Below are 20,886 nucleotides of genomic sequence, written 5' to 3' on the forward strand. Positions count from 1 at the left end.
ATGCTTGAGATTGAACAGTTATATGGCGGCTATGACAAGGATTTAGTGCTGGAAGATATATCTTTTCAAGTACGAAAAGGTGAGCTTTTTGGGATTCTTGGACCGAATGGCAGCGGAAAAACCACCTTGCTCAAGATGATTAGCGGTATTTTACCCTACAAGCAAGGAAGCATACTGGTTAAAGGGCAGCCATTAAAAAAGTATTCAACAAAACAGCTTGCAAAGGTGATTGCTGTTCTTTCACAGCACACATCTGAGGCCTTTTCCTATACCGTAAAAGAGACGGTTTCGCTTGGAAGATATGCACATCAAACAGGCTTTTTTAATGAATGGGCTCAGGAAGATGAAAAGATTGTTGAAGAGGTGATGAGCCGGACAGGCGTTTCCGCACTAAAGGAGCAGCCAATTCAGCTGTTGTCCGGTGGCGAGCGGCAGCGGGTTTTTCTTGCTCAGGCACTTGCACAAGAGCCGCAGATTCTCCTTTTAGATGAACCGACAAACCATTTGGATTTGTCCTATCAGAAGGAACTATTGGATCTGTTGAAAAAATGGACTAGGGAAAAAGAATTAACGGTTGTATCAATTTTTCATGATCTAAACCTAGCCGGATTATATTGTGACCGTCTTCTCTTAATGGAAAACGGCAAAGTAAACCGCTGTGAAACACCGAATGAAGTATTAAAACAAGATACGATTGAAGAGGTTTACCATACAGAGATAAGAAGGCATCCTCATCCGAAAGTTCCTGCACCACAAATGGTTCTTCTGCCAGAATCCTACCATCAGGTTCGAAACAATGTAAAAATAACAGAAAAAGATATGGCAATAAATGAAGAATTTATTGTATTAAAAGCCCCATTCTCTTTGCGTACCATGTCCTCAGGTGTGACGGGTTCCGGTATGGGCTGGCACCATACTTTTGTAAACAGGCATGTTGATAAGAATTACAATTGCGAGAATCATCGGGAAGAAATGCGTGATTACTTAAAGGCTAATGGCTTTGAACCCTCTGAAACGGTTGGAATGATGACGGCTGTTCATACAGAAGATGTGGTGTATCGTCTATATGAAGAACAGCAATTTTCTCTATTGGTGCTGGTAACAGCAGGTGTTGGCAATGCTGTTGACGTATCAAAAAGTCATGAGCACAGCTACTGTTTAACTCCAGGCACGATAAATACATGGCTGTTTATTAACGGGGAATTAACAGATGAGGCATTTATCCAGTCGGTTGTAACGGCGACAGAAGCGAAGGTTAAAGTCATGCATGATCTAAACATTCAAGATGCCGTTTCAGAAACGATGGCAACAGGAACGTCTACTGACAGTATTTTAATTGCTGCAACGCAAAATGGAACGGTTCTCGAATATGCTGGCAGTATTACACCGCTTGGAAAGCTGATCGGCAAGGGCGTATATGATTGTACAGAAGAAGCGATTAGGAAGAGCCTGGAAAGAAGGGCCAAGCGATGTTGATCGAACATGCACTGTCCATTACGTTAGCCGTAGTCATTGACAGGGTAGTTGGAGACCCCCCTGCATGGCCTCATCCTGTTAAATGGTTTGGCAGGCTGATAGCTTTTTTTGATAAGCGGCTGAATCATGGCCGGGGGCAGAAATGGAAAGGAGTCGGGATGCTTCTCATTGTCATGCTGACTGCGTTTGTACCTTCTTTATTCATTTGTCTTGCTGCCTATTCTATACATCCGATCGTTGGGATAATCGTTGAAGGAATTTTGATTTCCACTACCATTGCGCAAAAAAGCTTGAAGGATGCGGCTATGGAGGTTTATCATCCGCTTCAAAAGGAAGATTTAAAGGAAGCGCGTCTCAAGCTTTCCTATATTGTCGGCAGGGATACCGAGCATTTGCATGAACCGGAAATTGTCCGTGGAACGGTAGAAACAGTCGCAGAGAACACGAGTGACGGGGTAACGGCACCCATGTTTTGGGCCTTGCTCGGCGGTGCACCATTTGCTCTTTTATACCGTGCTATTAACACCTGTGATTCAATGGTTGGCTATAAAAATGATAAGTATCAAGAGTTTGGCTGGGCATCTGCGAGAATGGATGATGTAGCGAATTGGATTCCAAGCCGGTTAACCGGCTTCAGTATGCTGCTTGCAAATCGGCCGCTTACATCAGAACGGATGACGGCTTGGCGAATTCTGTTTCGTGATGCCAAAAAACACCCTAGTCCTAACAGCGGCTGGTGTGAAGCAGCAGCTGCAGCTCTCTTAGGTGTTCAGCTTGGCGGAATCAATACATACAAAGGAATCATATCGAATCGCGCTTTAATGGGGGACGCACTTTTCCCATTAGAAAGTAAAGATATTTGTAAAATGAATCGAATTCTTTCGCAGACGGTTCTATTATTTTTAATTATTTTATGGATTGGAGGTGTGGTCGTTGATGTGGCCGTCACATGGTTCTAACCCTCATTATCTATACGAAGCTGCAGGTCTGTCCCTGCCGGAATCCTTTCTTGATTTCAGCGCCAATATCAATCCGCTAGGTCCGCCTGCAGTGTTACAAGAGCGTTGGGGCGACTTGTTTTATGGGATTGGAACCTATCCTGATCCTCATACCGCTTCATTAAAAGAGAAAATCGCTAAGCGGGAAGGGATTCAAGAGAGTCAGATCCTCATCGGAAATGGCGGTGCTGAAATCATCAGCCTGATTGGCCGGCTGATAGCAGGAAAAAAGGTGATGATTATTGAGCCCGCCTTCTCTGAATACGAAAAAGCATGCAGAATCAACAACTGTGATGTTTCTTATTATCAGCTATCAGATGGCTGGGATATTCATCTAGATGATGTAATCGAGAAACTTTCAGGTAAGGATGCTGTTTTCCTTTGTAATCCCAATAATCCAACAGGTATGTATTATAAAACACGTATCATGTTGCCTCTTCTAGAAGCGTGTAAAAGGGAAAACTGTCTCCTGATTGTAGACGAGGCATTTTATGATTTTGTAGCGGAGTATGAATCACTCATTCCTTACTTGAAGGAGTTTCCTCAATTAATCCTCATGCGTTCAATGACAAAAATATTTGCCATACCAGGATTACGCTTAGGCTATTTGATAGCAGACGGGGGTTTGATTGAAAAGCTGACGGACTGCCAGCCACATTGGAGTGTCAATAGTGTGGCTATAAAGGCGGGAGAATGGTGTATAGAGGATGAGCGTCATATCAGCAGGACGATTCAATTTATTCATTCTGAACGAGAAGCATTGTATCAATTCTATAAAGAAAACAATTTTGAAGTTTCCAATTCGGCCATTAATTTTTATTTGCTGAGGGATAAAGAGTCCCATGATCAGTACCCGCTCTTCGAGTTTTTACTGAAGCAAGGAATCGTGCCAAGACATACCTTTAACTTTCCTGGTTTGGAAGGCCGCTGGCTGCGATTTGCGATCAGAACATCTGTTGAAAATGTCAGGCTCATGGAGGTGATGAAGGCATGGCGAAAGCTGAATCCATAATCTTTATAACCGGCGGAGTGCGGAGCGGGAAAAGCAGCTTTGCTGAGCATCTGGCAGCCGATATGTGGAAACGTTCCGGTGCCGGGAAGCTCCATTATATTGCAGCCATGCAGCCTTCAGATACTGAAATGAAGAAACGTATCCTTAAGCATCAAGCAGGGCGCCAGCAGAGCGGGCTAGATTGGATGACATGGGAAAAGCCGGTTTCAATTGAAGAATTGGCCCCATCCTTTCATCATCATGATGTCGTGCTGCTCGATTGTTTAACAACATGGCTCAATAATGAGTTGTTTTTTGAAGAAAAAAAGTGGCAAGAGGAGAGCTTTGTAGAGGAATTATTGGAAGAAATGTGGCATGGGATTCTACGAATTGCTCAAGAAGTTCGGGTGCTTGTGATCGTAAGTAATGAGGTGCTTCATGAACCAATTGCTGGAAACGAGCTTGTTTTTCAATACAGCCGCTTGCTTGGAAAATTACATCAACGGATTGTCGCTTCGTCCTCAAAGGCTTTTCTAGTCGAAGCAGGTATTCCTGTTGATATGAAAGGTGTGGTCCAATGAAGGGCTTCATGATTCAAGGCACGGGTTCTGATGTGGGGAAAAGTTTAATCGTGACCGCACTATGCAGAATGTTTGCGAATGAAGGGGTAAAGGTAGCTCCATTTAAATCACAGAATATGTCTAATAATTCATATGTAACGGCAGATGGCTTAGAAATCGGCCGTGCTCAAGGAATCCAGGCTGAAGCCGCTAAAACAGAAGCTTCCGTTTGGATGAATCCAATCCTGTTAAAGCCGCGCTCTGACCGGTCTTCAGAGGTTGTACTGCTTGGAAAGGCGCTTAAAACCTTGTCTGGAAAAGGCTACCGTGAAACCTTTTATGAAAAGGGAGTGGAAGTGATTCAACGGTCCCTTCATGAGCTTTCGAAAGAATATGATTTTCTGATCCTTGAAGGCGCAGGCAGCCCGGTGGAAATGAACTTAAAGGACCGTGAGCTTGTAAACATGAAGGTAGCTGCAATGGCTGATTTACCTGTATTTCTCGCGGCAGATATTGACCGCGGCGGCGTATTTGCCAGCATTGTTGGGACACTTGAATTGTTCTCTCCTGAAGAACGTCAAAGGGTGAAGGGAATCCTCATTAATAAATTCCGCGGGGATTTTAGTTTATTTCATGATGGTGTTACGTTTCTTGAGGAAAGGACAGGAATTCCCGTCTTAGGTGTTCTTCCTTACATAAATAATCACATGATTGATCGGGAGGATTCCTTATCGATTAACGAATTCCGCAGTCTAAAAAAGGCAGGAGAGTTAGAGATTGCTGTTATTCAACTGCCGTATGCGTCAAACATAAGTGACATTGAACCATTTTTACATGAAGAAGATGTTGCTTTGCGCTTTGTCCGGGATGCTTCAGAATTTGGGAAACCAGATGCAGTTATCATTCCCGGGACTAAAAGTACCATTCGTGATTTACAGAGTTTACGTCAAGCAGGGCTTGCTGATAAGATTGTCAGCTTTGCTAAAGAAGGTGGCTTTGTTACAGGAATCTGCGGGGGATATCAGATACTCGGGAAGACACTGATTGATGTCGAGGGTACTGATACGGGTGAAGCAGGATTTAAAGAGGATGGCTTGGGTCTTATCGATGCAGTGACCTATTTTCAAAAAGAAAAGAAGACCATCCGTGCGGCGGGGACCTATCACCCGCAAACAGGAATTGGAGAGGAACCACTCGAAGGCTATGAGATTCACTTAGGTGATACGGTCATTGCTGATACAGAAAAACGTCCCTTGTTCCTTTTCGACGCTGAGCGGGAGGAAGGCTATTATGGGAATGGCGGCCGTATAATTGGAACTTACCTGCATCATCTTTTTCATAATGATGGCTGGCGTAATATCTGGCTTAATCGTATCCGCGATAATCTTAATATACCGCAAAGGCCGAGGGTTGATGTCGGGAGTTTAAAAGAGGAGCGCTATGAACGGCTGGCGGAAGACATGAAGAAATATATTGATATGGAGCAAATCAAAAGGATCCTCTTAGAATGGGATTGTGAACATGAAAACGATTAAAGGTTTGATTATGGCTATTCAATTTTTTACAAGTATTCCGATTCCATATGAAGTACCAATGGACCGAGTTCATATCGAAAAGGCAATCAAGACCTTTCCCATCTTAGGTCTATTACAGGGTATTTTCTATGCATTTGTTATGTTTGCGATTTCCACTTGGACGCCTTTATCCCCAATTGCTTGTGCATTTTTTGTTTGGCTTTCGATGATTATCCTAACGGGAGGCCTTCATCTAGATGGCTGGATCGATGCAAGTGATGCTTATTTTTCCTATCGTGATCAGAAAAGAAGGCTGGAAATCATGAAAGACTCAAGGGTTGGAGCATTTGGTGTTCTTTCGGTTCTGGTCCTTTTGAGTGCTAAGTTTTTATTTATTTATGAGATTGCAGTAAGGCTCAATGATGGGACCTATGCACTTATTGCCTTGATCCCTTTTTTAGGTAAATGTGTAATGGGCATTCTGTTAATAAATGTAAAGGCAGCAAAAGAGGAGGGGCTTGGCACGCTGTTCAAAAACGCAGCCTCCAAATATACTCTCTGGAATTATCCTTTTTATGTCATTATTTTGTTTGGCGGGTTAGTAGCGTTTTGGCCTGAAGTGATTGGCGGTGCCTTCCTGCTGTTGCTGGCTGCAACTGTGTTTATACTGGTTGCAGCAAAAAAAGCAGTCAAATGGTTTGGTGGTATAACAGGTGATGTATTAGGGGCATCGGTGGAAGGAGTGGAAATGGTTTTATGGATGACGCTGTGGTTGTGGCATTATTTCGTCACGGTTTAACTGAGGAAAATAAACGACAGGCCTATATTGGCTGGACGGACTCTCCTGTTTGTGAGGATGTAAGAGAAGCATTGACGGGAAAGCTTCCAAAGCCTTCCCCATATGAGCAAATTGTAACGAGTGATTTAAAGCGTTGTTTGCAAACGGCAAATATTTTGTTTCCTGAGCAAACACCGATTTCATTTTCAGAATTTCGTGAGCTTCATTTCGGTGATTGGGAAGGAAAAACATACGCTGAATTGTCAGATGATCCTAATTACAAGGAATGGCTTAATAATCAATACGAAAAGATACCCCCAAATGGTGAAAGCTATTCTGTTTTTTCGGACAGGATTGAAAAGGGATGGCAAGGCGTTTTAACGATGATGGAGAAAAACAATACACATCGGATTGTCATTGTGACACATGGGGGTGTAATTCGTTATTTATTATCAAAGCTTTATGAGAAGCGCGATTTTTGGGAGTGGAAAGTTCCCCATGGAAATGGATTTGAGCTTGTATGGTCAAGTGACGAAGATTTCAGGGGGGGAGAACGTTGCACTTTGTTACGGGCGGTGTCTTTAACGGAAAGTCGAAATGGGTAAAGGCATATAATCAAATAAATGAAGAAAACAGCCGTTGGTTTACCGCCTACTGTCATGACGATTTACCAAACAGCTTAGACTCTTTTAGTCAGGACATGATTGTATTAGAAGGGATTGAGCAATGGGTCAAGGAATTGCTCAATATTTACGATGAAACAGCAGTCAGGGAAAAATGGCAGGAACTCTTGCAGCAATGGCAGTTGTGGGAAAAGGAGAAGCAAGGAAGAAAGGTTATCCTAATTGGATCAGATATAACAAAAGGAATTGTGCCGGCAACATTAGAGGAACGTGTTTGGCGGGATGTAACCGGAAGGGTCTTTCAAGATACGGCAGCTGCATCTAGACGGGTTGAACTAATCTGGTATGGAATCAATCAAAGACTAAAATAGATGGAAGGGAAGATGGGCTATGAGATTATATACAAGAACAGGTGATAAGGGACAAACGAGTATTATCGGAGGCAGAGTGGATAAGGATGATGTAAGAGTTGAAGCTTATGGAACAGTTGATGAAGTGAACTGCTTTGTCGGTCAGGCGGTAACACAACTTGATCCTGAAATTTTTAGTGATATCCTCGACGATTTAGAAAAGATTCAGCACGAGCTTTTTGACTGCGGTGGAGATTTGGCGAATATCACAAAAAAACGCGAACCGAAATTAACCGCTGAGTCTATTACCTATTTAGAAGAAAGAATGGATGAATTAATTTCAGAAGCACCTGAGCTTGAACGTTTTATTTTACCAGGTGGGGCTCCTGCTGCTGCTACACTTCATATCGCACGAACAGTAACAAGAAGAGCAGAACGATTGGTTGTTAGTCTTCTAAAAGAGGATGATGCATTCCATCGACAATTACAATTTCTGAACCGACTATCTGACTACTTCTTTGCTGTCGCACGGGTAGTGAATGCTCGTCTTAACGTGAAGGATGTAGAATATGTCCGCAGTGCACCAGTATTTCGCGGCGGTAAAAGAAAAGAGGCATCAGAAAATGAACATAAAGAAGATTAGTCTGATCAGTTTATTCATTGCCTTGTCGGTAATTGGTGCTTCTATTAAAATTCCAGCGATCGTTTCTAGTGTTGCATTGGATATGGTACCCGCCTTAACAGCGGGTGTTATATTAGGTAGTTTGCCAGGGGCGCTTGTTGCTCTTTTTGGCCATCTTGTTTCTGCATTAATCGGCGGGATGCCGTTAGGACCGTTTCATTTCTTAATTGCTGTCGAAATGGCCCTGCTCGTTTGGTTGTTTACGTTCATTTATGGAAAGGGAAAAAGAACTATAGCTAGCATTCTATTTGTCATTGGAAATGCATTTGTTTCGCCGCTGCCGTTTTTATTTATTATGGGCTCAGGCTTTTATATTGGAATGATTCCGTCCTTATTGATTGGTGCTGTACTCAATACTGTATTAGCTCTTCTCTTGGCACCCCGCTTGGTAAGTGTATTTTTATATAAGGAAACGGTTAAATGAAACGTGATATTACGGTTGTTCCAGTGAATGAGAGAGAGTCACTCGTAATTGCATCTGATAACAGCGGCGGAATTGGACTAAAGGAAAGTGACTTAGTGCAGGCACCCTATGAGATTGTCTCCTATTTCAGCCTGAGAGTGGCTGCCATGGAATGTATCGCTGCAGGTGGCGAACCCTTTTCTGTTTTTATCCATAATTTTTGCGAAGAGAAATCATGGCAGGCAATTATAGCTGGGGTGGAGCGCGGTCTGGATGAACTTGGGATGAAGTCTGCTGTCCAAATTTCGGGGAGTACGGAAAGTAATTTTCAACTGCTGCAATCGGCGCTCGGTACGATTGTAATGGGAAAAAGAAATCAGGAGTATATGGAAAAGGACGTTTCAATTGGAGCGATGAAGCTTGCTGTCATCGGGTCACCGTTGGTGGGGGAAGAGGTGCTAGATCGGCGTGATGAAGTATTGCCGCTTTCCTTGTTCAAGGATATGAGTCTATTGAATGGTGTAGTCCTTTTACCTGTCGGATCAAAGGGGATTTTTCATGAATTGAAGGTGATGACAGGTGATGAAGCGCTGGCTTTGGAATCCATCAGTTGTGATGTGGATTTGTTAAAAACCTCCGGACCTTCAACCTGTATTTTAGCCGCTTTTCCAGCTTTATTGGAGCCTGTTGTGAAGGAAATGGCAGCGGGGCTTTATCATTCGCTGGAGATCGAGGTAAAATAAGTGATGAAGGACAAAGGTTGAATAGCGCGCTTCGGAAATGTCCTTCATAATAAGGCACTTAGAAATATGGGAGAGTATAAGTATGCTAAAGTTATATATTGTGAGACACGGGGAAACCGAATGGAATAAGGTCCAACGAATTCAAGGAAGGCTTAATTCAAATCTGACTGATAAAGGAAGACATTACGCGGGATTATTAGGAGAAAAGCTAAAGGATACCGAATTTACAGGGATTATTTCGAGCCCAAGTGAAAGGGCGCTTGAAACAGCGCAATTAATACGCGGAACACGAACAACTCCAATCAAGACAGACGAACGGATAATGGAAATGCATTTGGGGCATTGGCAAGGGTTAACGACAAAAGAAATCAAGGAGCAATATCCCGAAGAATATGATTCCTATATGAATCAGCCTGACATTTATCTTAATGGGGACGGGGAGTCTTTCACTGACATGCTGAATAGAGCGAATGAATTCTTGCGGGAATTGAAAAATAGTGAGATGACCGGGAACCTGCTAATTGTTACCCACGGCTTATTTATTAAAATCCTCTATCTCATTTTTAAAGGAATTGAATTAAAGGATTTGTGGACTGAGTCTACAGTTAATGGAACAAGCCTTTCGATTGTGAAATTAGAACATGGCCGGTTTGAATTAATGGTCGAGGGTGACATGAGTCATGTTAAGGAAAAGGATTCTACAGTAATTTACTAGCGTCCTCATAAAGCAAAATGAGACCAGGTAGTATATAATAGAAAGATGTTAACCTAACCAGAGTGAGTACTTGCCTCTGGTTTTTTGCAATGAAATAATAGAAGTAAGGAGGGATGATGATGCCATGGGTTCTTTTATTACTTGCGGGTTTGAGTGAAATTGTCTGGGCCTTTGGGTTAAAATATTCAAATGGATTTACGGATCCAGTATGGTCTGCTGTCACCATTTTCTTTATTATGGTCAGCTTCCTATTGTTTGCAAGAGCAATGAAAACCATTCCGGTTGGGACAGCGTATGCTGTGTTTACGGGAATTGGGGCAGCGGGTACAGTTGTCATAAGTATGTTATTCTTGAATGAGCCTGGCGGACTTTTGAAAATCCTCTTTCTCTGTCTGTTGATCGGCGGCATTATCGGCTTAAAGATGACAGTGGGTGAAAATGAACAGGAAAAGGAAATGTAGAAAATGGAATGGATTTATTTAATAATCGCTGGTTTTTGTGAAGTTGGTTTTGTCATTTTTATGAAATTATCAGATGGATTTACCCGTCATCGCTATACCCTCTTAACCCTTATCTCAGGTGCCTTCAGCTTTTATTTTTTATCAAAGGCATTGCTGGTGATTCCAATTGGGACGGGCTATGGAATCTGGACTGGAATTGGTGCAGCTGGCAGTGTAATACTGGGGATCTTGTTTTTCGGTGAATCACGAAATTGGAAACGGGTCTTGTTTATCCTCATGATTGTTGCGGGTGTTATCGGTTTGAAGTCAATAGCCTGAAAAATTACATCTATACATAAGTTATGGATGAAGAGGATGGTAAAAATTTTTCACATTAAACAAACAGCGGGTTGAATGAATTAGTTTCGGTTCTGACCGCCTATACATATGATAAGAAATGGGTATCCGTTTAAATAACGAAAAGCTGATTGAAATAACGTACAATGAACTACTCCCGCCTATGTTATAAAGTGGTAAAATGATAAATGTGTGATTTAACTATTGGAGGTCAAACATGAAAACAAAATTAGGTTTATTATACGGTGGAAAATCTGCTGAGCATAAAGTATCTTTGCGGACAGCATTGGCTGTTAATAAAGCATTAGATCATGCTAAGTTCGAAATATATCCGATCTATATCACGGAAAAAGGTGAGTGGATCAAAGGCAAGCAATTAAATGGGCCAGTTGAAAAAGTGGAGGATTTGCAATTTTCACAAACAGCAGAAACTGATTTTTCAGCAAAGCTTTTTCAAACAGAAGATGGAGAAACATTTGATGTTATCTTCCCGCTGCTTCATGGGCCGAATGGGGAAGATGGTACTGTACAAGGCCTTTTAGAATTACTTAACCTCCCTTATGTCGGAAATGGTGTACTTGCTTCGTCAGCAGGTATGGATAAAGTAGTGATGAAAAATATCTTTGCTCATGCCGGGCTTAATCAAGTTCAATATGTTTCATTTATTAAGAGTGAATGGAACACTAAGCCGGAATCAGCTTACGAGCAAGTGGAAAAAGAGCTTGGATACCCTTGTTTCGTGAAGCCGGCCAACCTTGGATCAAGTGTAGGAATCAGTAAGTGTGCAAATCGCACTGAACTTGAAACAGCATTCCAGGAAGCTTTTCAATTTGATCGGAAGGTAATTATTGAGGAAGGCGTAATTGCAAGAGAAGTAGAAATAGCTGTTCTTGGAAATGATAATCCAAAATGCTCTGTTGTTGGAGAGATTGTACCGAAGGAAGACTTCTACGATTATAAAGCGAAATATGAGGATGGCGATACAGCGCTTATTATTCCTGCTAAAATTACTGAGGAAGAATACAAAACTTTGAGTGAAATGGCAATAAAAGCCTTTAAGGCACTCGATTGTTCAGGGCTTGTAAGAGCGGATTTCTTTTTAACAAAAGAAGGAAAAGCGATGATCAATGAAGTGAATACAATGCCTGGCTTTACTCCAGTGAGTATGTTCCCTCTTTTATGGAAGCATACGGAAGTAGAATACCCTCAGCTAATTGAGATGCTGGTGCAATTGGGAATGGAAAGACATAAAGAAAAACAAAGCATCAAATATACATTTTAAAGCCCGGAATTGACCGTGATGATGAGGAGGGCACAATGATTAAAAGAACGTTACATCAGATACAGAATATGATCAAGGTCGAGAATGAACTTATATCCTTTCAAGAGGTTTCAATTGAAGGGGTTTCGATTGATTCTCGAAAAATAACACAAGGAAATTTATTTATTCCCTTTAAAGGGGAGCACTCGGATGGACATCGTTTTGTTGAGGATGCTCTCAAAAAAGGGGCAGCAGCCGCTCTTTGGCAAAAGGATGTGCCAAACCCTCCTACAAACCTGCCTATTTTAGTGGTAGAGGATACTCTCTTGGCTTTACAGGAGCTTGCACGCAGCTATCGCAACGAGCTTGATGTAAAGGTGGTCGGCATAACAGGCAGCAACGGGAAAACAACCGTGAAGGATATGACAGCTAATTTGCTGGCACTGGAATATAAAGTGCAAAAAACAGAAGGAAACTACAATAATCATATTGGGATGCCGCTTACGATTCTTTCTCTTGATGAGAATACAGATATCGCTGTCCTTGAAATGGGGATGAGCGGCAGAGGGGAAATAGAGTTTCTTTCGAAGCTGGCGCGCCCGGATGTAGTAGCCATAACCAATATCGGCGAATCTCATTTGCAGGATTTAGGTTCAAGAGAAGCGATTGCGCAAGCGAAGCTGGAAATCATCGAGGGATTGAATGAAAACGGCGGTTTAATCATTTACTTTGGCGATGAAACGCTTTTGAGGGAAGGTCTTTCTAGTTATCAAGGCCGTGCTGATATCAAGACATTTGGACGGATCAGCACGAATGATTTGTATCCTGTTGAACTGGAAACCAATCAGAATGGCAGTACATTTAAAATTAATGGGGTAGAAACAGAGTTTGCACTTCCGGTACTAGGCGCCCATAATGTATTAAATGCACTTAGTGCAATGCTGGCAGCGCAATATTTTCATATTCCATTTCATAAAATGAATGATGGTTTTTCAAGCTTAAAGTTAACTAATATGAGAATGGAATTAGTAGAAGGTAAAAATGGTGAAAAGATTATCAATGATGCCTATAATGCCAGTCCCACATCAATGAAAGCAGCGATTGATCTTGTTTCCAACCTTCCTGATTATGATAGAAAAATACTTGTGCTTGGGGATATGCTTGAGCTTGGTGAAAAGGAAAAAGAGTTTCATGTTGAAATGGGGAAATATATCGATCCGGAAAAGATTGATTATGTTTTTACCTTTGGTAAGCTTGGGGCAGAAATTGCTGCGGGAGCTAAGACGATTTTTTCAGCAGAACGAGTCTTTTCTTATACAGAAAAGCCATCTCTCATTGAGGAGCTGGAAAAGTATACAAACGATGAAACTCTTGTTTTAGTAAAGGCCTCAAGAGGCATGAAACTTGAAGAAGTCGTAAATGCTTTATTAAAATAAAAAACGAGAATGAGGACCTTGTAGGAATGCAGGGTCTTCTATTTTCAGTCTATTCGAATGTGTGCAAGGTGCACGCTTAGACTTTCATGTATTTTCCATGGGTAACTTTATCGGGTATGCGTGAAAATACTTAATAGAACACTTCATTCTATATATTGGCGGTGGTTTTTACATGATTGGTTGCTTATGTATTCACGGTTTTACAGGGGCCCCGTCTGAGGTTGAACCGCTTGTTCATTTTTTAAAAAAGCAAACGGATTGGAAGCTGGCTGTACCGACATTGCCGGGACACGGCGATACCTTGAACCTAAAAGGGATTCAATACAATCAATGGATCAAGCATGCTGAACAGGAGCTTGAAAAATTACTCCATTCCTGTGAAAAGGTTTATGTTGTAGGGTTTTCGATGGGGGGCATGATTGCAAGTTATTTGGCCGTTCACTTTCCAGTTGAAAAACTGGTTCTGTTAAGTGCTGCTGCTTATTATGTCAATCCAAAACAGCTGACCATTGATATTGCAGCGATGATGAAAGACTTGTATCAAGGAAAACTGAATGACAATGAACTGTTTTTACGTTATAAACGAAAATTAAAGGAAACTCCGTTAGCAGCGACACTGCAATTCCGTAAGCTTGTGTATTCCATTAGACCATTAGTGCCTCAAATAAGTGTTCCCACCTTTATTGCCCAAGGTGAAGTAGATGGTGTTGTACCGCCAAAAGCAGCACAATATTTATATTCAAATATTGGTTCATCATCAAAGAAGCTTTTTTACTTAAAGAATTCAAAGCATTTGATTTGTCATAGTGACGAAAGAGATGATTTATTTGAAAATATACTTCACTTTTTAAAAGCAGGAGTGATGTAATTTTCTTTTATTTACCTATGCGTAATGATTACAATTCATACACTACCCATAGGTTATGTCTCATTGTTGCAAATGGGTTGAATAACTGGTAAAATTACCATCAAAGTGCCAAAGAGAGAATTTCTTTCGAACCCAGACATACTCCATTTGGAGAATGTCTTTTTTCACTTTTTGTATGAAGGAAACGGAGGACGGAAACTATATTGATTTGTTTCAATATTATGGATACGTTCGTTTCACTCCAGACATTTACGAAGCCTTCCTCCACAACAAAGACTAACTGTATGTTAGTCTGGCTCTTCAATACAAGGATTCCTCCATACTTAATGGTGGCGTACAACACTATGCTGGTATTGTATGTATTGCTGCGTTAACTTCATTCAGCAAAAGTCATCCACTTCTATAAGAGATAGATGAATGTAAATAGTTCTCTGATCTGGCGGGGTTCTAGCCCCGCTGAATGAAGTTAAGCCTCCGGCGAGTCTTGCGATTTTTTAAAGGTTATTTCTCGAGCGAGCTCGACGACGGACAGGATGTCCTAGTCAGGCTAGACATGCGGATATGGCGTTTTGAAGCTTGAGAAAAATCCGGACGCAAATTCGACGGGGCGAATTTGATATGAATAATCTCCGCAGGAATTTGGCTCGGGAGAAAACCACACTAGCCACTTTATATAGACTATTTTGTTACAATTAAAGGAGATTGGAAAAATTGACAAAATTTGAAGAATTAAATATTAGTCCGGCGACATTAAAATCATTGAAGAGAATGGGGTTTGAAGAGGCTACTCCGATTCAAGCTGAAACCATTCCATTAGGTCTGGGTAACAAGGATTTAATCGGTCAAGCACAAACAGGTACGGGAAAAACAACTGCATTCGGCGTTCCGATGATTGATAAAATTGATTACTCAAAGGACATTATTCAAGGAATTGTTATTGCGCCAACAAGGGAGCTTGCGATTCAAGTTTCAGAGGAGCTGTATAAAATTGGTTACGGAAAAAGAGCGCGCGTCCTTTCTATTTACGGTGGACAGGATATTAACAGACAAATCCGTGCGTTAAAAAGACCTCCTCATATTATTGTGGGTACTCCTGGTCGTTTACTTGACCATATTAATCGGAATACACTAAAGCTTGATCATGTCCAGACCGTCATTTTGGATGAGGCTGATGAAATGCTGAATATGGGATTTATCGAGGATATTGAAGCTATCCTTGCTAAAACTCCAGAAAACCATCAAACATTGCTTTTCTCAGCAACGATGCCTGCTCCTATACAACGTATCGCAGAGCGCTTTATGAAGGACCCGCAAATCGTACGTGTGAAAACAAAAGAAGTCACGGTGTCTTCAATTGAACAATATTATATTGAAATTCATGAAAAAGGGAAATTTGACGTCCTTACAAGACTGTTAGATATCCAATCACCAGAATTAGCTATCATTTTTGGACGGACGAAAAGACGGGTTGATGAGCTTTCTGAAGCACTAAATCTTCGCGGTTATAATGCTGAAGGAATTCATGGTGACTTAAGTCAGGCGAAACGGTTATCCGTTTTGAGAAAGTTTAAAGAGGGTTCTATCGATGTTCTTGTTGCAACGGATGTAGCAGCCCGCGGTTTAGATATTTCAGGTGTCACTCATGTGTATAATTTCGATATTCCGCAAGATCCTGAAAGCTATGTCCATCGAATTGGCCGAACAGGCCGTGCCGGTAAGAATGGTGTGGCGATAACATTTATTACACCAAGGGAAAAATCCTATCTTCATGTTGTAGAAAAAACAACAAGAAAGAAAATGGAGCGTATGGAGCCGCCAACATTGGATGAAGCTTTAGAAGGCCAGCAAAAAGCAGCAATGGAAAAGATTCTTCAAACAATTGAGGGAAATAATCTGCAATACTATAAGCAGTCTGCAGACGAACTTTTAGAAGGACATGATGCTTCTACCGTTGTTGCTGCAGTTTTGAAAATGCTGACAAAAGAACCAGATACAACGCCTGTAAAATTGACAGAAGAAAAACCACTTCCAGTAAAGCGTGATCGTAAATTTGATGACCGTAAACGCGGCGGTTATGATAATCGTAAAAGAACACCGATGAAGTCACGTCAAGGTCACAGCCATGGCGGTAAACGTCCTAACAACTCTCAATATAAATCAAAATCAAACAGCTACAAATAAAAAATAAGGTGTCAGGCACCACAAAAAGACAAAGTATGTATATTTGTCCATATGTGGTGCCTGGCACCTTTTCATTAGATGCGGAGGGCGCTCGCCCAGCCGCGACAAGCTTAAGACAGGTCGGGGATGAGGTTCGCTCTTTAACCTCTTCTTCGACATGGCTTAAGACCTCGAGCAGCTAGCGCCCGCAGCTCGACAGTTATATTGAAACTAAATTTACTTTTAAACGTACTACATATAACAAAGGGATGTTGATTTGTGAATTCAGGGGGAGAAAACCATGGGATCGGAACCGAAAAACAGAATTTCAGAAAGAGCTTTAAAGGTTTGGCGAATATCTGGAGCTTTTATTTCCACCATTTTTTTACTGTTGGCTGGCGGAGTGATCGGCCTTACGATATTCTTTGATTGGCCGATTTGGATTAGTGCAATTGCTATCATTTTATTCCTCTTATCGGTTTACTTTTTTATTATGCTGTTTCCTTCGCTGCGATGGAGGCGCTGGCGCTATGAAGTCCGTGAACAAGAAATTGAATTGCAGCACGGGCTGTTTGTCATAAAACGTACGCTTGTCCCAATGGTCCGTGTCCAGCATGTGGATACCGTACAGGGACCGATTTTACGTAAATATCATTTAGCTTCCGTAACCGTTTCAACAGCAGCAACCGTCCATGAGATACCTGCATTAGAGCTTTCGGAAGCAGAAGAAATGAGAATATCCATTTCAAGACTGGCAAGGGTGGCTGATGAAGATGTCTGAACCGAAACGGCTTCATCCCATTACAACGGTGATTAATTTTTTCAAATATATGAAGGAGTTTATTGCCCCTTTCATTATTATCTTTTTATTTGGCGGGAAAGGATCTGGAATGGACTTTTGGCAGGTCATATTCCCGGCGGTCTTTATCCTGTTATCGCTGTTCAATGGAATCCTATCATGGCTTCGGTTTACCTACCGGGTAGAAGAAGGCGAGTTAAGGATTGAATCTGGATTATTTGTGAGAAAGAAACGTTACATTCCATTTGAAAGAATTCAGAGTCTTGATTTTTCAGAAGGGATCCTGCAGCGTCCCTTTGGTCTTGTTACAGTAAAAGTAGAAACAGCAGGGTCAAGCGGTTTAAATAATGCCGAAGCAGTTCTGACGGCAATAAAAAAACAGGATGCGATGGCCATTCAAGAAATTCTGACTTCAGTAAAAAAGGGTCAAGCAGATACATATGCACCGGTTCAAGAGCAGGACACATTATATACGATGCAGCCTTTGCAGCTTTTACTGCTTGCTTCGACATCCGGCGGTGCAGGAGTTGTGATTTCAGCTTCACTCGCCTTTATTTTACAATTTGATGAGTTAATACCGTATGAAAGAGTATTTAAGGAGCTTCAGGGATTTATCTCTACAGGACTTATGTTTGTGAGCGTCGTTATCTTCCTGCTGTTTTTGCTTGCGTGGTTGATTGCTTTAGTGGGAACGATGATCAAGTATGCTGGTTTTACCGTGAAAAAGGTGGAAGAGGATTTAGTCATCTCAAGGGGGCTGCTCGAAAAAAGGCAGTTGACCATTCCGTTAAACCGGATTCAGGGGATTCTAATAAGTGAAAATATCATCAGGCAGCCAATCGGATATTGCTCTGTCTACTTAGAAACCGCAGGAGGTTCGCTGGAAAAGAATAGCTCCAAGACCCTGCTTCTGCCCATGATCAAGAAAAAGGATGTCGCACCTTTGTTATCGCCATTTTTACATGATTATTGCTTTAGCCCTGAAATAAATCGAGCCCCAAAACGTGCTTTAAAAAGATATCTGTTCCGCGGCTTGCTGCTGCCAGTCTTGATTGCAGTGCCTGCAATCATTTTCTTCAGGCCATGGGGTTATTTATCATTAATACTAATTCTTTTAGCTACCGTTTGGGCTTATCTAAAGTATAAAGATGCCGGCTGGAATATACATCAGCAGCAATTGACTTTAACCTACCGTGGATTGGTGAAAAATACGTTTTTTATGCGAAAAAATAAAATCCAGTCCCTGACATTAACAAAAAGTTATTTTCAAGAGAAAAAAGCCCTCGGATCGATCCATGCAACAGTCACATCAGGGGTCGGCCTGTCCGGCGGAGAGGTAGTTGATATGGAGGAACAAGACAGTCTAGCCATCTACAGCTGGTATAAATATTCTTAAAAGGCGTGCCTGACCCATTACTCATTGCAGTCAGGCACGCTTTCTTAACGTTAAAGCTCCAATAAGGAATCCGGACAGAAAACCAAAAAGGTGGGAGATGACGTTTATATCCTGCTGGAAAAAGGTCATGATAATACCGATGACGGCAATGGTCGTAATTAACTGTCTATTATCTCTGGATAACAGATGTTTACGGAACACATTCAAACTAATGTACATACCGAATAATCCAAATATAGCTCCGCTTGCACCCAGATGGATGTATGTAACAGGCTCAATTAACAATGTTGCAACATTGGCGGAAATCCCCGTGATTAAATAAACCCAGGTAAAGCGAAAACTCCCGAGAATCCTTTCTAATGCTGGACCAAACAGAACAAGTGAAAAGCTATTAAATAATACATGTGAAAATCCGCTATGTAGGAAGATAGGGGTTATCAGTCTCCAAATTTCTCCCTGCCAGATATACAAATTCACTCCAGACAGTTGTTCAAACAGCAGGGAATTAGGAAAAATAGGCAAAGCGGTTAATAAATATAATATAATATGGATAGACACAATCACAGATACAACTGGATAATACCTAATAAATTCTTGAAAGCTTTCTGTTCGTGTAAACATGGCACCCTCCTTAAGTAAGTATATGGATTCAATCATAACACAGCTATTTTTAGAGCGAAATAAATTGGAATGATGGCTGCTTGTCTATGCTATTTATTATGCATGAAAAATTAAAGATAGAAGGAAGATGTGGAATGATTTCAGGTATTGGCCTTGATATCGTTGAATTGCAGCGAATAAAAAAGATCGCCGAACGTCAAGCAAAATTTGTAGACCGTATTCTTACCCCTTTTGAAAAGGATACCTATGAGCAGCTTTCCGGTACGAGAAGGATTGAATATTTGGCCGGCCGTTTTGCTGCCAAAGAAGCATTTTCCAAAGCATTTGGAACAGGGATTGGCGCGAAACTTTCCTTTCTCGATATTCAAGTGGAAAACGATGAAAATGGGAAGCCGTTTATTCGCAGACCGCTGCAAAACGGTGTCCATCTTTCCATTACTCACAGTACTGAATACGCAGCTGCACAGGTAATTATTGAGAAATAAATGGTCTGCTCCATAAATATCCGCAAGAAATCCTTCACCCTAGCTCGTCATATTATAAGTGGTTGTCTCATATATTCATAGTGCAATAGGAGAGACAAGGTCAGGGGCATTTTTCGAGCTCTCCTTCTACGTAATGGAAATGAGACAAAAGGGGTTGAAGGAATGAAGAAGAAGATATTCATGCTGGCTTTAGGGCTCATGGCTGTCCTTGTATTATCTGCCTGTGGAACGAAATCACAAGAGGATGTCGTAAAAGCGTTAAATACGAAGCTTGAGGATTTGGGCGGCTATAAGGCAAAGGCAAGAATGACTTTACAGATGGGAACGGAGCCACATTCATATGATGTGGAAATTTGGCATAAGGAGCCTGATTTCTATCGGGTTGATTTAAAAAATGCCCAAAAGGATCAAAATCAGATGATTCTCCGCAATGAAGAAGGTGTCTTTGTATTAACTCCTGCCCTTAATAAAAGTTTTAAGTTCCAAAGTGATTGGCCGCAAAACAGCAGCCAAGCCTATTTATACGAGTCGCTTGTAAAAGATATTATGGAGGATAAAGAAGCAAAATTCACAGCGACAAAAGAACATTACGTATTTGAAACGAAAACTAGATATCAAAACCATAAAATGCTTCCGTATCAGGAAATCACTTTAAATAAAAAGAATCTTGCCCCAATCAGTGTGAAGGTTATGGATTCCGACCATAATGCACTTGTTACGGTAAAGTTTTCCGAAGTGAAATTTGATGCCAGCTTTGATAAGAATGATTTTAATGTCCAAAAAAATATGACAGGGGCTCAGCTTGATAAAACGGTCATGGCTGATTTGGAGAGTCAAGAACTCACTGTTAAGTATCCAGAAGAAATTCCTGGTGTTCATTTAGTAGGTGAAAAAGAAGTAAAAATAGATAATGGAAAACGAATTGTTCTCACATATGAAGGCGATAAATCCTTTACATTGGTTCAGGAAAAAACAACGGTAATGCCTGCCACAGCAGGACCGACAAATGTGACAGGTGAACTTGTTGATCTAGGTTTTACGATTGGAGCACTAACTAATAATAGTCTAACCTGGACAAATGAAGGTGTGGATTATATGATTGCTTCTAATGATTTAACGCCAGAAGAAATGATGGAAATTGCACGTACAGTCCAAAGCAACGCAGTAAAATAAGGAAAAGAACGGCTGACTTATTGAAGGTAAGACCCTGCAAATATGATTGATACATAA

At 41.3% G+C, this 20,886-nt stretch carries 23 protein-coding genes; 22 read left to right on the forward strand and 1 reads right to left on the reverse strand.

Translation table 11 applies throughout. The annotated features are described in order from the left end of the window. The 20 genes from R4Z09_RS02090 to R4Z09_RS02185 all read left to right on the forward strand — a co-directional run bounded on the left by R4Z09_RS02090 (position 1) and on the right by R4Z09_RS02185 (position 18,550). Positions 1–1,476, forward strand: coding sequence for an adenosylcobinamide amidohydrolase (locus tag R4Z09_RS02090; protein WP_338450769.1), 1,476 nt, complete (start codon positions 1–3; stop codon positions 1,474–1,476). Next, positions 1,470–2,435, forward strand: coding sequence for an adenosylcobinamide-phosphate synthase CbiB (gene cbiB / locus R4Z09_RS02095; protein ID WP_338450770.1), 966 nt, complete (start codon positions 1,470–1,472; stop codon positions 2,433–2,435). The genes R4Z09_RS02090 and cbiB overlap by 7 nt, the downstream gene beginning before the upstream one ends. After that, positions 2,413–3,486 (forward strand): threonine-phosphate decarboxylase CobD, encoded by a 1,074-nt coding sequence (gene cobD / locus R4Z09_RS02100; RefSeq protein WP_338453181.1) that lies wholly within the window; start codon positions 2,413–2,415, stop codon positions 3,484–3,486. Before cbiB ends, cobD begins: the two co-directional genes overlap by 23 nt. Continuing rightward, entirely contained in the window at positions 3,465–4,046 is a 582-nt protein-coding gene (locus R4Z09_RS02105; protein ID WP_338450771.1) for a bifunctional adenosylcobinamide kinase/adenosylcobinamide-phosphate guanylyltransferase, read from the forward strand. The genes cobD and R4Z09_RS02105 overlap by 22 nt, the downstream gene beginning before the upstream one ends. After that, positions 4,043–5,560 carry a cobyric acid synthase gene (locus R4Z09_RS02110; RefSeq protein WP_338450772.1) on the forward strand — a complete coding sequence of 506 codons (1,518 nt, stop codon included), beginning with the start codon at positions 4,043–4,045 and terminating at the stop codon, positions 5,558–5,560. Before R4Z09_RS02105 ends, R4Z09_RS02110 begins: the two co-directional genes overlap by 4 nt. Further along, complete coding sequence (gene cobS, locus R4Z09_RS02115) at positions 5,547–6,338, forward strand: adenosylcobinamide-GDP ribazoletransferase (protein ID WP_338450773.1); 792 nt, start codon at positions 5,547–5,549, stop codon at positions 6,336–6,338. The genes R4Z09_RS02110 and cobS overlap by 14 nt, the downstream gene beginning before the upstream one ends. Continuing rightward, positions 6,296–6,922 carry a histidine phosphatase family protein gene (locus tag R4Z09_RS02120; RefSeq protein ID WP_338450774.1) on the forward strand — a complete coding sequence of 209 codons (627 nt, stop codon included), beginning with the start codon at positions 6,296–6,298 and terminating at the stop codon, positions 6,920–6,922. Before cobS ends, R4Z09_RS02120 begins: the two co-directional genes overlap by 43 nt. Next, positions 6,874–7,311 carry a bifunctional adenosylcobinamide kinase/adenosylcobinamide-phosphate guanylyltransferase gene (locus tag R4Z09_RS02125; RefSeq protein WP_338450775.1) on the forward strand — a complete coding sequence of 146 codons (438 nt, stop codon included), beginning with the start codon at positions 6,874–6,876 and terminating at the stop codon, positions 7,309–7,311. The genes R4Z09_RS02120 and R4Z09_RS02125 overlap by 49 nt, the downstream gene beginning before the upstream one ends. Positions 7,312–7,330: 19 nt before the next feature. Further along, positions 7,331–7,933, forward strand: coding sequence for a cob(I)yrinic acid a,c-diamide adenosyltransferase (locus tag R4Z09_RS02130; RefSeq protein WP_338450776.1), 603 nt, complete (start codon positions 7,331–7,333; stop codon positions 7,931–7,933). Further along, entirely contained in the window at positions 7,914–8,396 is a 483-nt protein-coding gene (locus R4Z09_RS02135; protein WP_338450777.1) for an ECF transporter S component, read from the forward strand. Before R4Z09_RS02130 ends, R4Z09_RS02135 begins: the two co-directional genes overlap by 20 nt. Next, positions 8,393–9,118: an ATP-binding protein gene (locus R4Z09_RS02140; protein WP_338450778.1), complete on the forward strand. Its 726-nt coding sequence runs from the start codon at positions 8,393–8,395 to the stop codon at positions 9,116–9,118. Before R4Z09_RS02135 ends, R4Z09_RS02140 begins: the two co-directional genes overlap by 4 nt. Positions 9,119–9,200: 82 nt before the next feature. Continuing rightward, positions 9,201–9,833: a histidine phosphatase family protein gene (locus R4Z09_RS02145; protein ID WP_338450779.1), complete on the forward strand. Its 633-nt coding sequence runs from the start codon at positions 9,201–9,203 to the stop codon at positions 9,831–9,833. A 119-nt stretch (positions 9,834–9,952) separates the two neighbouring features. After that, a complete protein-coding gene (locus R4Z09_RS02150) occupies positions 9,953–10,294 on the forward strand; it encodes a multidrug efflux SMR transporter (RefSeq protein WP_338450780.1) in 342 nt (113 codons plus the stop codon). Between the two features lie 3 nt (positions 10,295–10,297). Then, the gene (locus R4Z09_RS02155; protein ID WP_338450781.1) at positions 10,298–10,612 is read left to right on the forward strand and encodes a multidrug efflux SMR transporter; all 315 of its coding nucleotides are present in this window, start codon (positions 10,298–10,300) and stop codon (positions 10,610–10,612) included. Between the two features lie 235 nt (positions 10,613–10,847). Beyond that, on the forward strand, positions 10,848–11,912 hold the full coding sequence (locus tag R4Z09_RS02160; protein ID WP_338450782.1) for a D-alanine--D-alanine ligase: 1,065 nt from the start codon (positions 10,848–10,850) through the stop codon (positions 11,910–11,912). Positions 11,913–11,947: 35 nt separating this feature from the next. Continuing rightward, positions 11,948–13,327: a UDP-N-acetylmuramoyl-tripeptide--D-alanyl-D-alanine ligase gene (locus R4Z09_RS02165; protein WP_338450783.1), complete on the forward strand. Its 1,380-nt coding sequence runs from the start codon at positions 11,948–11,950 to the stop codon at positions 13,325–13,327. A gap of 172 nt (positions 13,328–13,499) precedes the next feature. Next, complete coding sequence (locus R4Z09_RS02170; protein WP_338450784.1) at positions 13,500–14,195, forward strand: alpha/beta hydrolase; 696 nt, start codon at positions 13,500–13,502, stop codon at positions 14,193–14,195. Between the two features lie 711 nt (positions 14,196–14,906). After that, complete coding sequence (locus R4Z09_RS02175; protein WP_338450785.1) at positions 14,907–16,376, forward strand: DEAD/DEAH box helicase; 1,470 nt, start codon at positions 14,907–14,909, stop codon at positions 16,374–16,376. A 280-nt stretch (positions 16,377–16,656) separates the two neighbouring features. Continuing rightward, positions 16,657–17,136, forward strand: coding sequence for a PH domain-containing protein (locus tag R4Z09_RS02180; RefSeq protein WP_338450786.1), 480 nt, complete (start codon positions 16,657–16,659; stop codon positions 17,134–17,136). Then, complete coding sequence (locus R4Z09_RS02185; RefSeq protein WP_338450787.1) at positions 17,129–18,550, forward strand: PH domain-containing protein; 1,422 nt, start codon at positions 17,129–17,131, stop codon at positions 18,548–18,550. The genes R4Z09_RS02180 and R4Z09_RS02185 overlap by 8 nt, the downstream gene beginning before the upstream one ends. Positions 18,551–18,580: 30 nt before the next feature. On the opposite strand, the gene R4Z09_RS02190 is transcribed toward R4Z09_RS02185, so the two are convergent. Beyond that, complete coding sequence (locus R4Z09_RS02190; protein WP_338450788.1) at positions 18,581–19,171, reverse strand: rhomboid family intramembrane serine protease; 591 nt, start codon at positions 19,169–19,171, stop codon at positions 18,581–18,583. 134 nt (positions 19,172–19,305) lie between these two features. Here R4Z09_RS02190 and acpS point away from each other — a divergent pair, with 134 nt between their 5' ends. Both acpS and R4Z09_RS02200 read left to right on the forward strand, forming a co-directional pair. Then, positions 19,306–19,656 (forward strand): holo-ACP synthase, encoded by a 351-nt coding sequence (gene acpS, locus R4Z09_RS02195; protein WP_338450789.1) that lies wholly within the window; start codon positions 19,306–19,308, stop codon positions 19,654–19,656. Between the two features lie 162 nt (positions 19,657–19,818). Then, positions 19,819–20,829: an outer membrane lipoprotein carrier protein LolA gene (locus tag R4Z09_RS02200; protein WP_338450790.1), complete on the forward strand. Its 1,011-nt coding sequence runs from the start codon at positions 19,819–19,821 to the stop codon at positions 20,827–20,829. The last annotated feature ends 57 nt before the right edge of the window (positions 20,830–20,886 follow it).

Origin of the sequence: Niallia oryzisoli, assembly GCF_036670025.1 — a bacterium.
Taxonomy (GTDB): Bacteria; Bacillota; Bacilli; order Bacillales; family Cytobacillaceae; genus Bacillus_BD; species Bacillus_BD oryzisoli.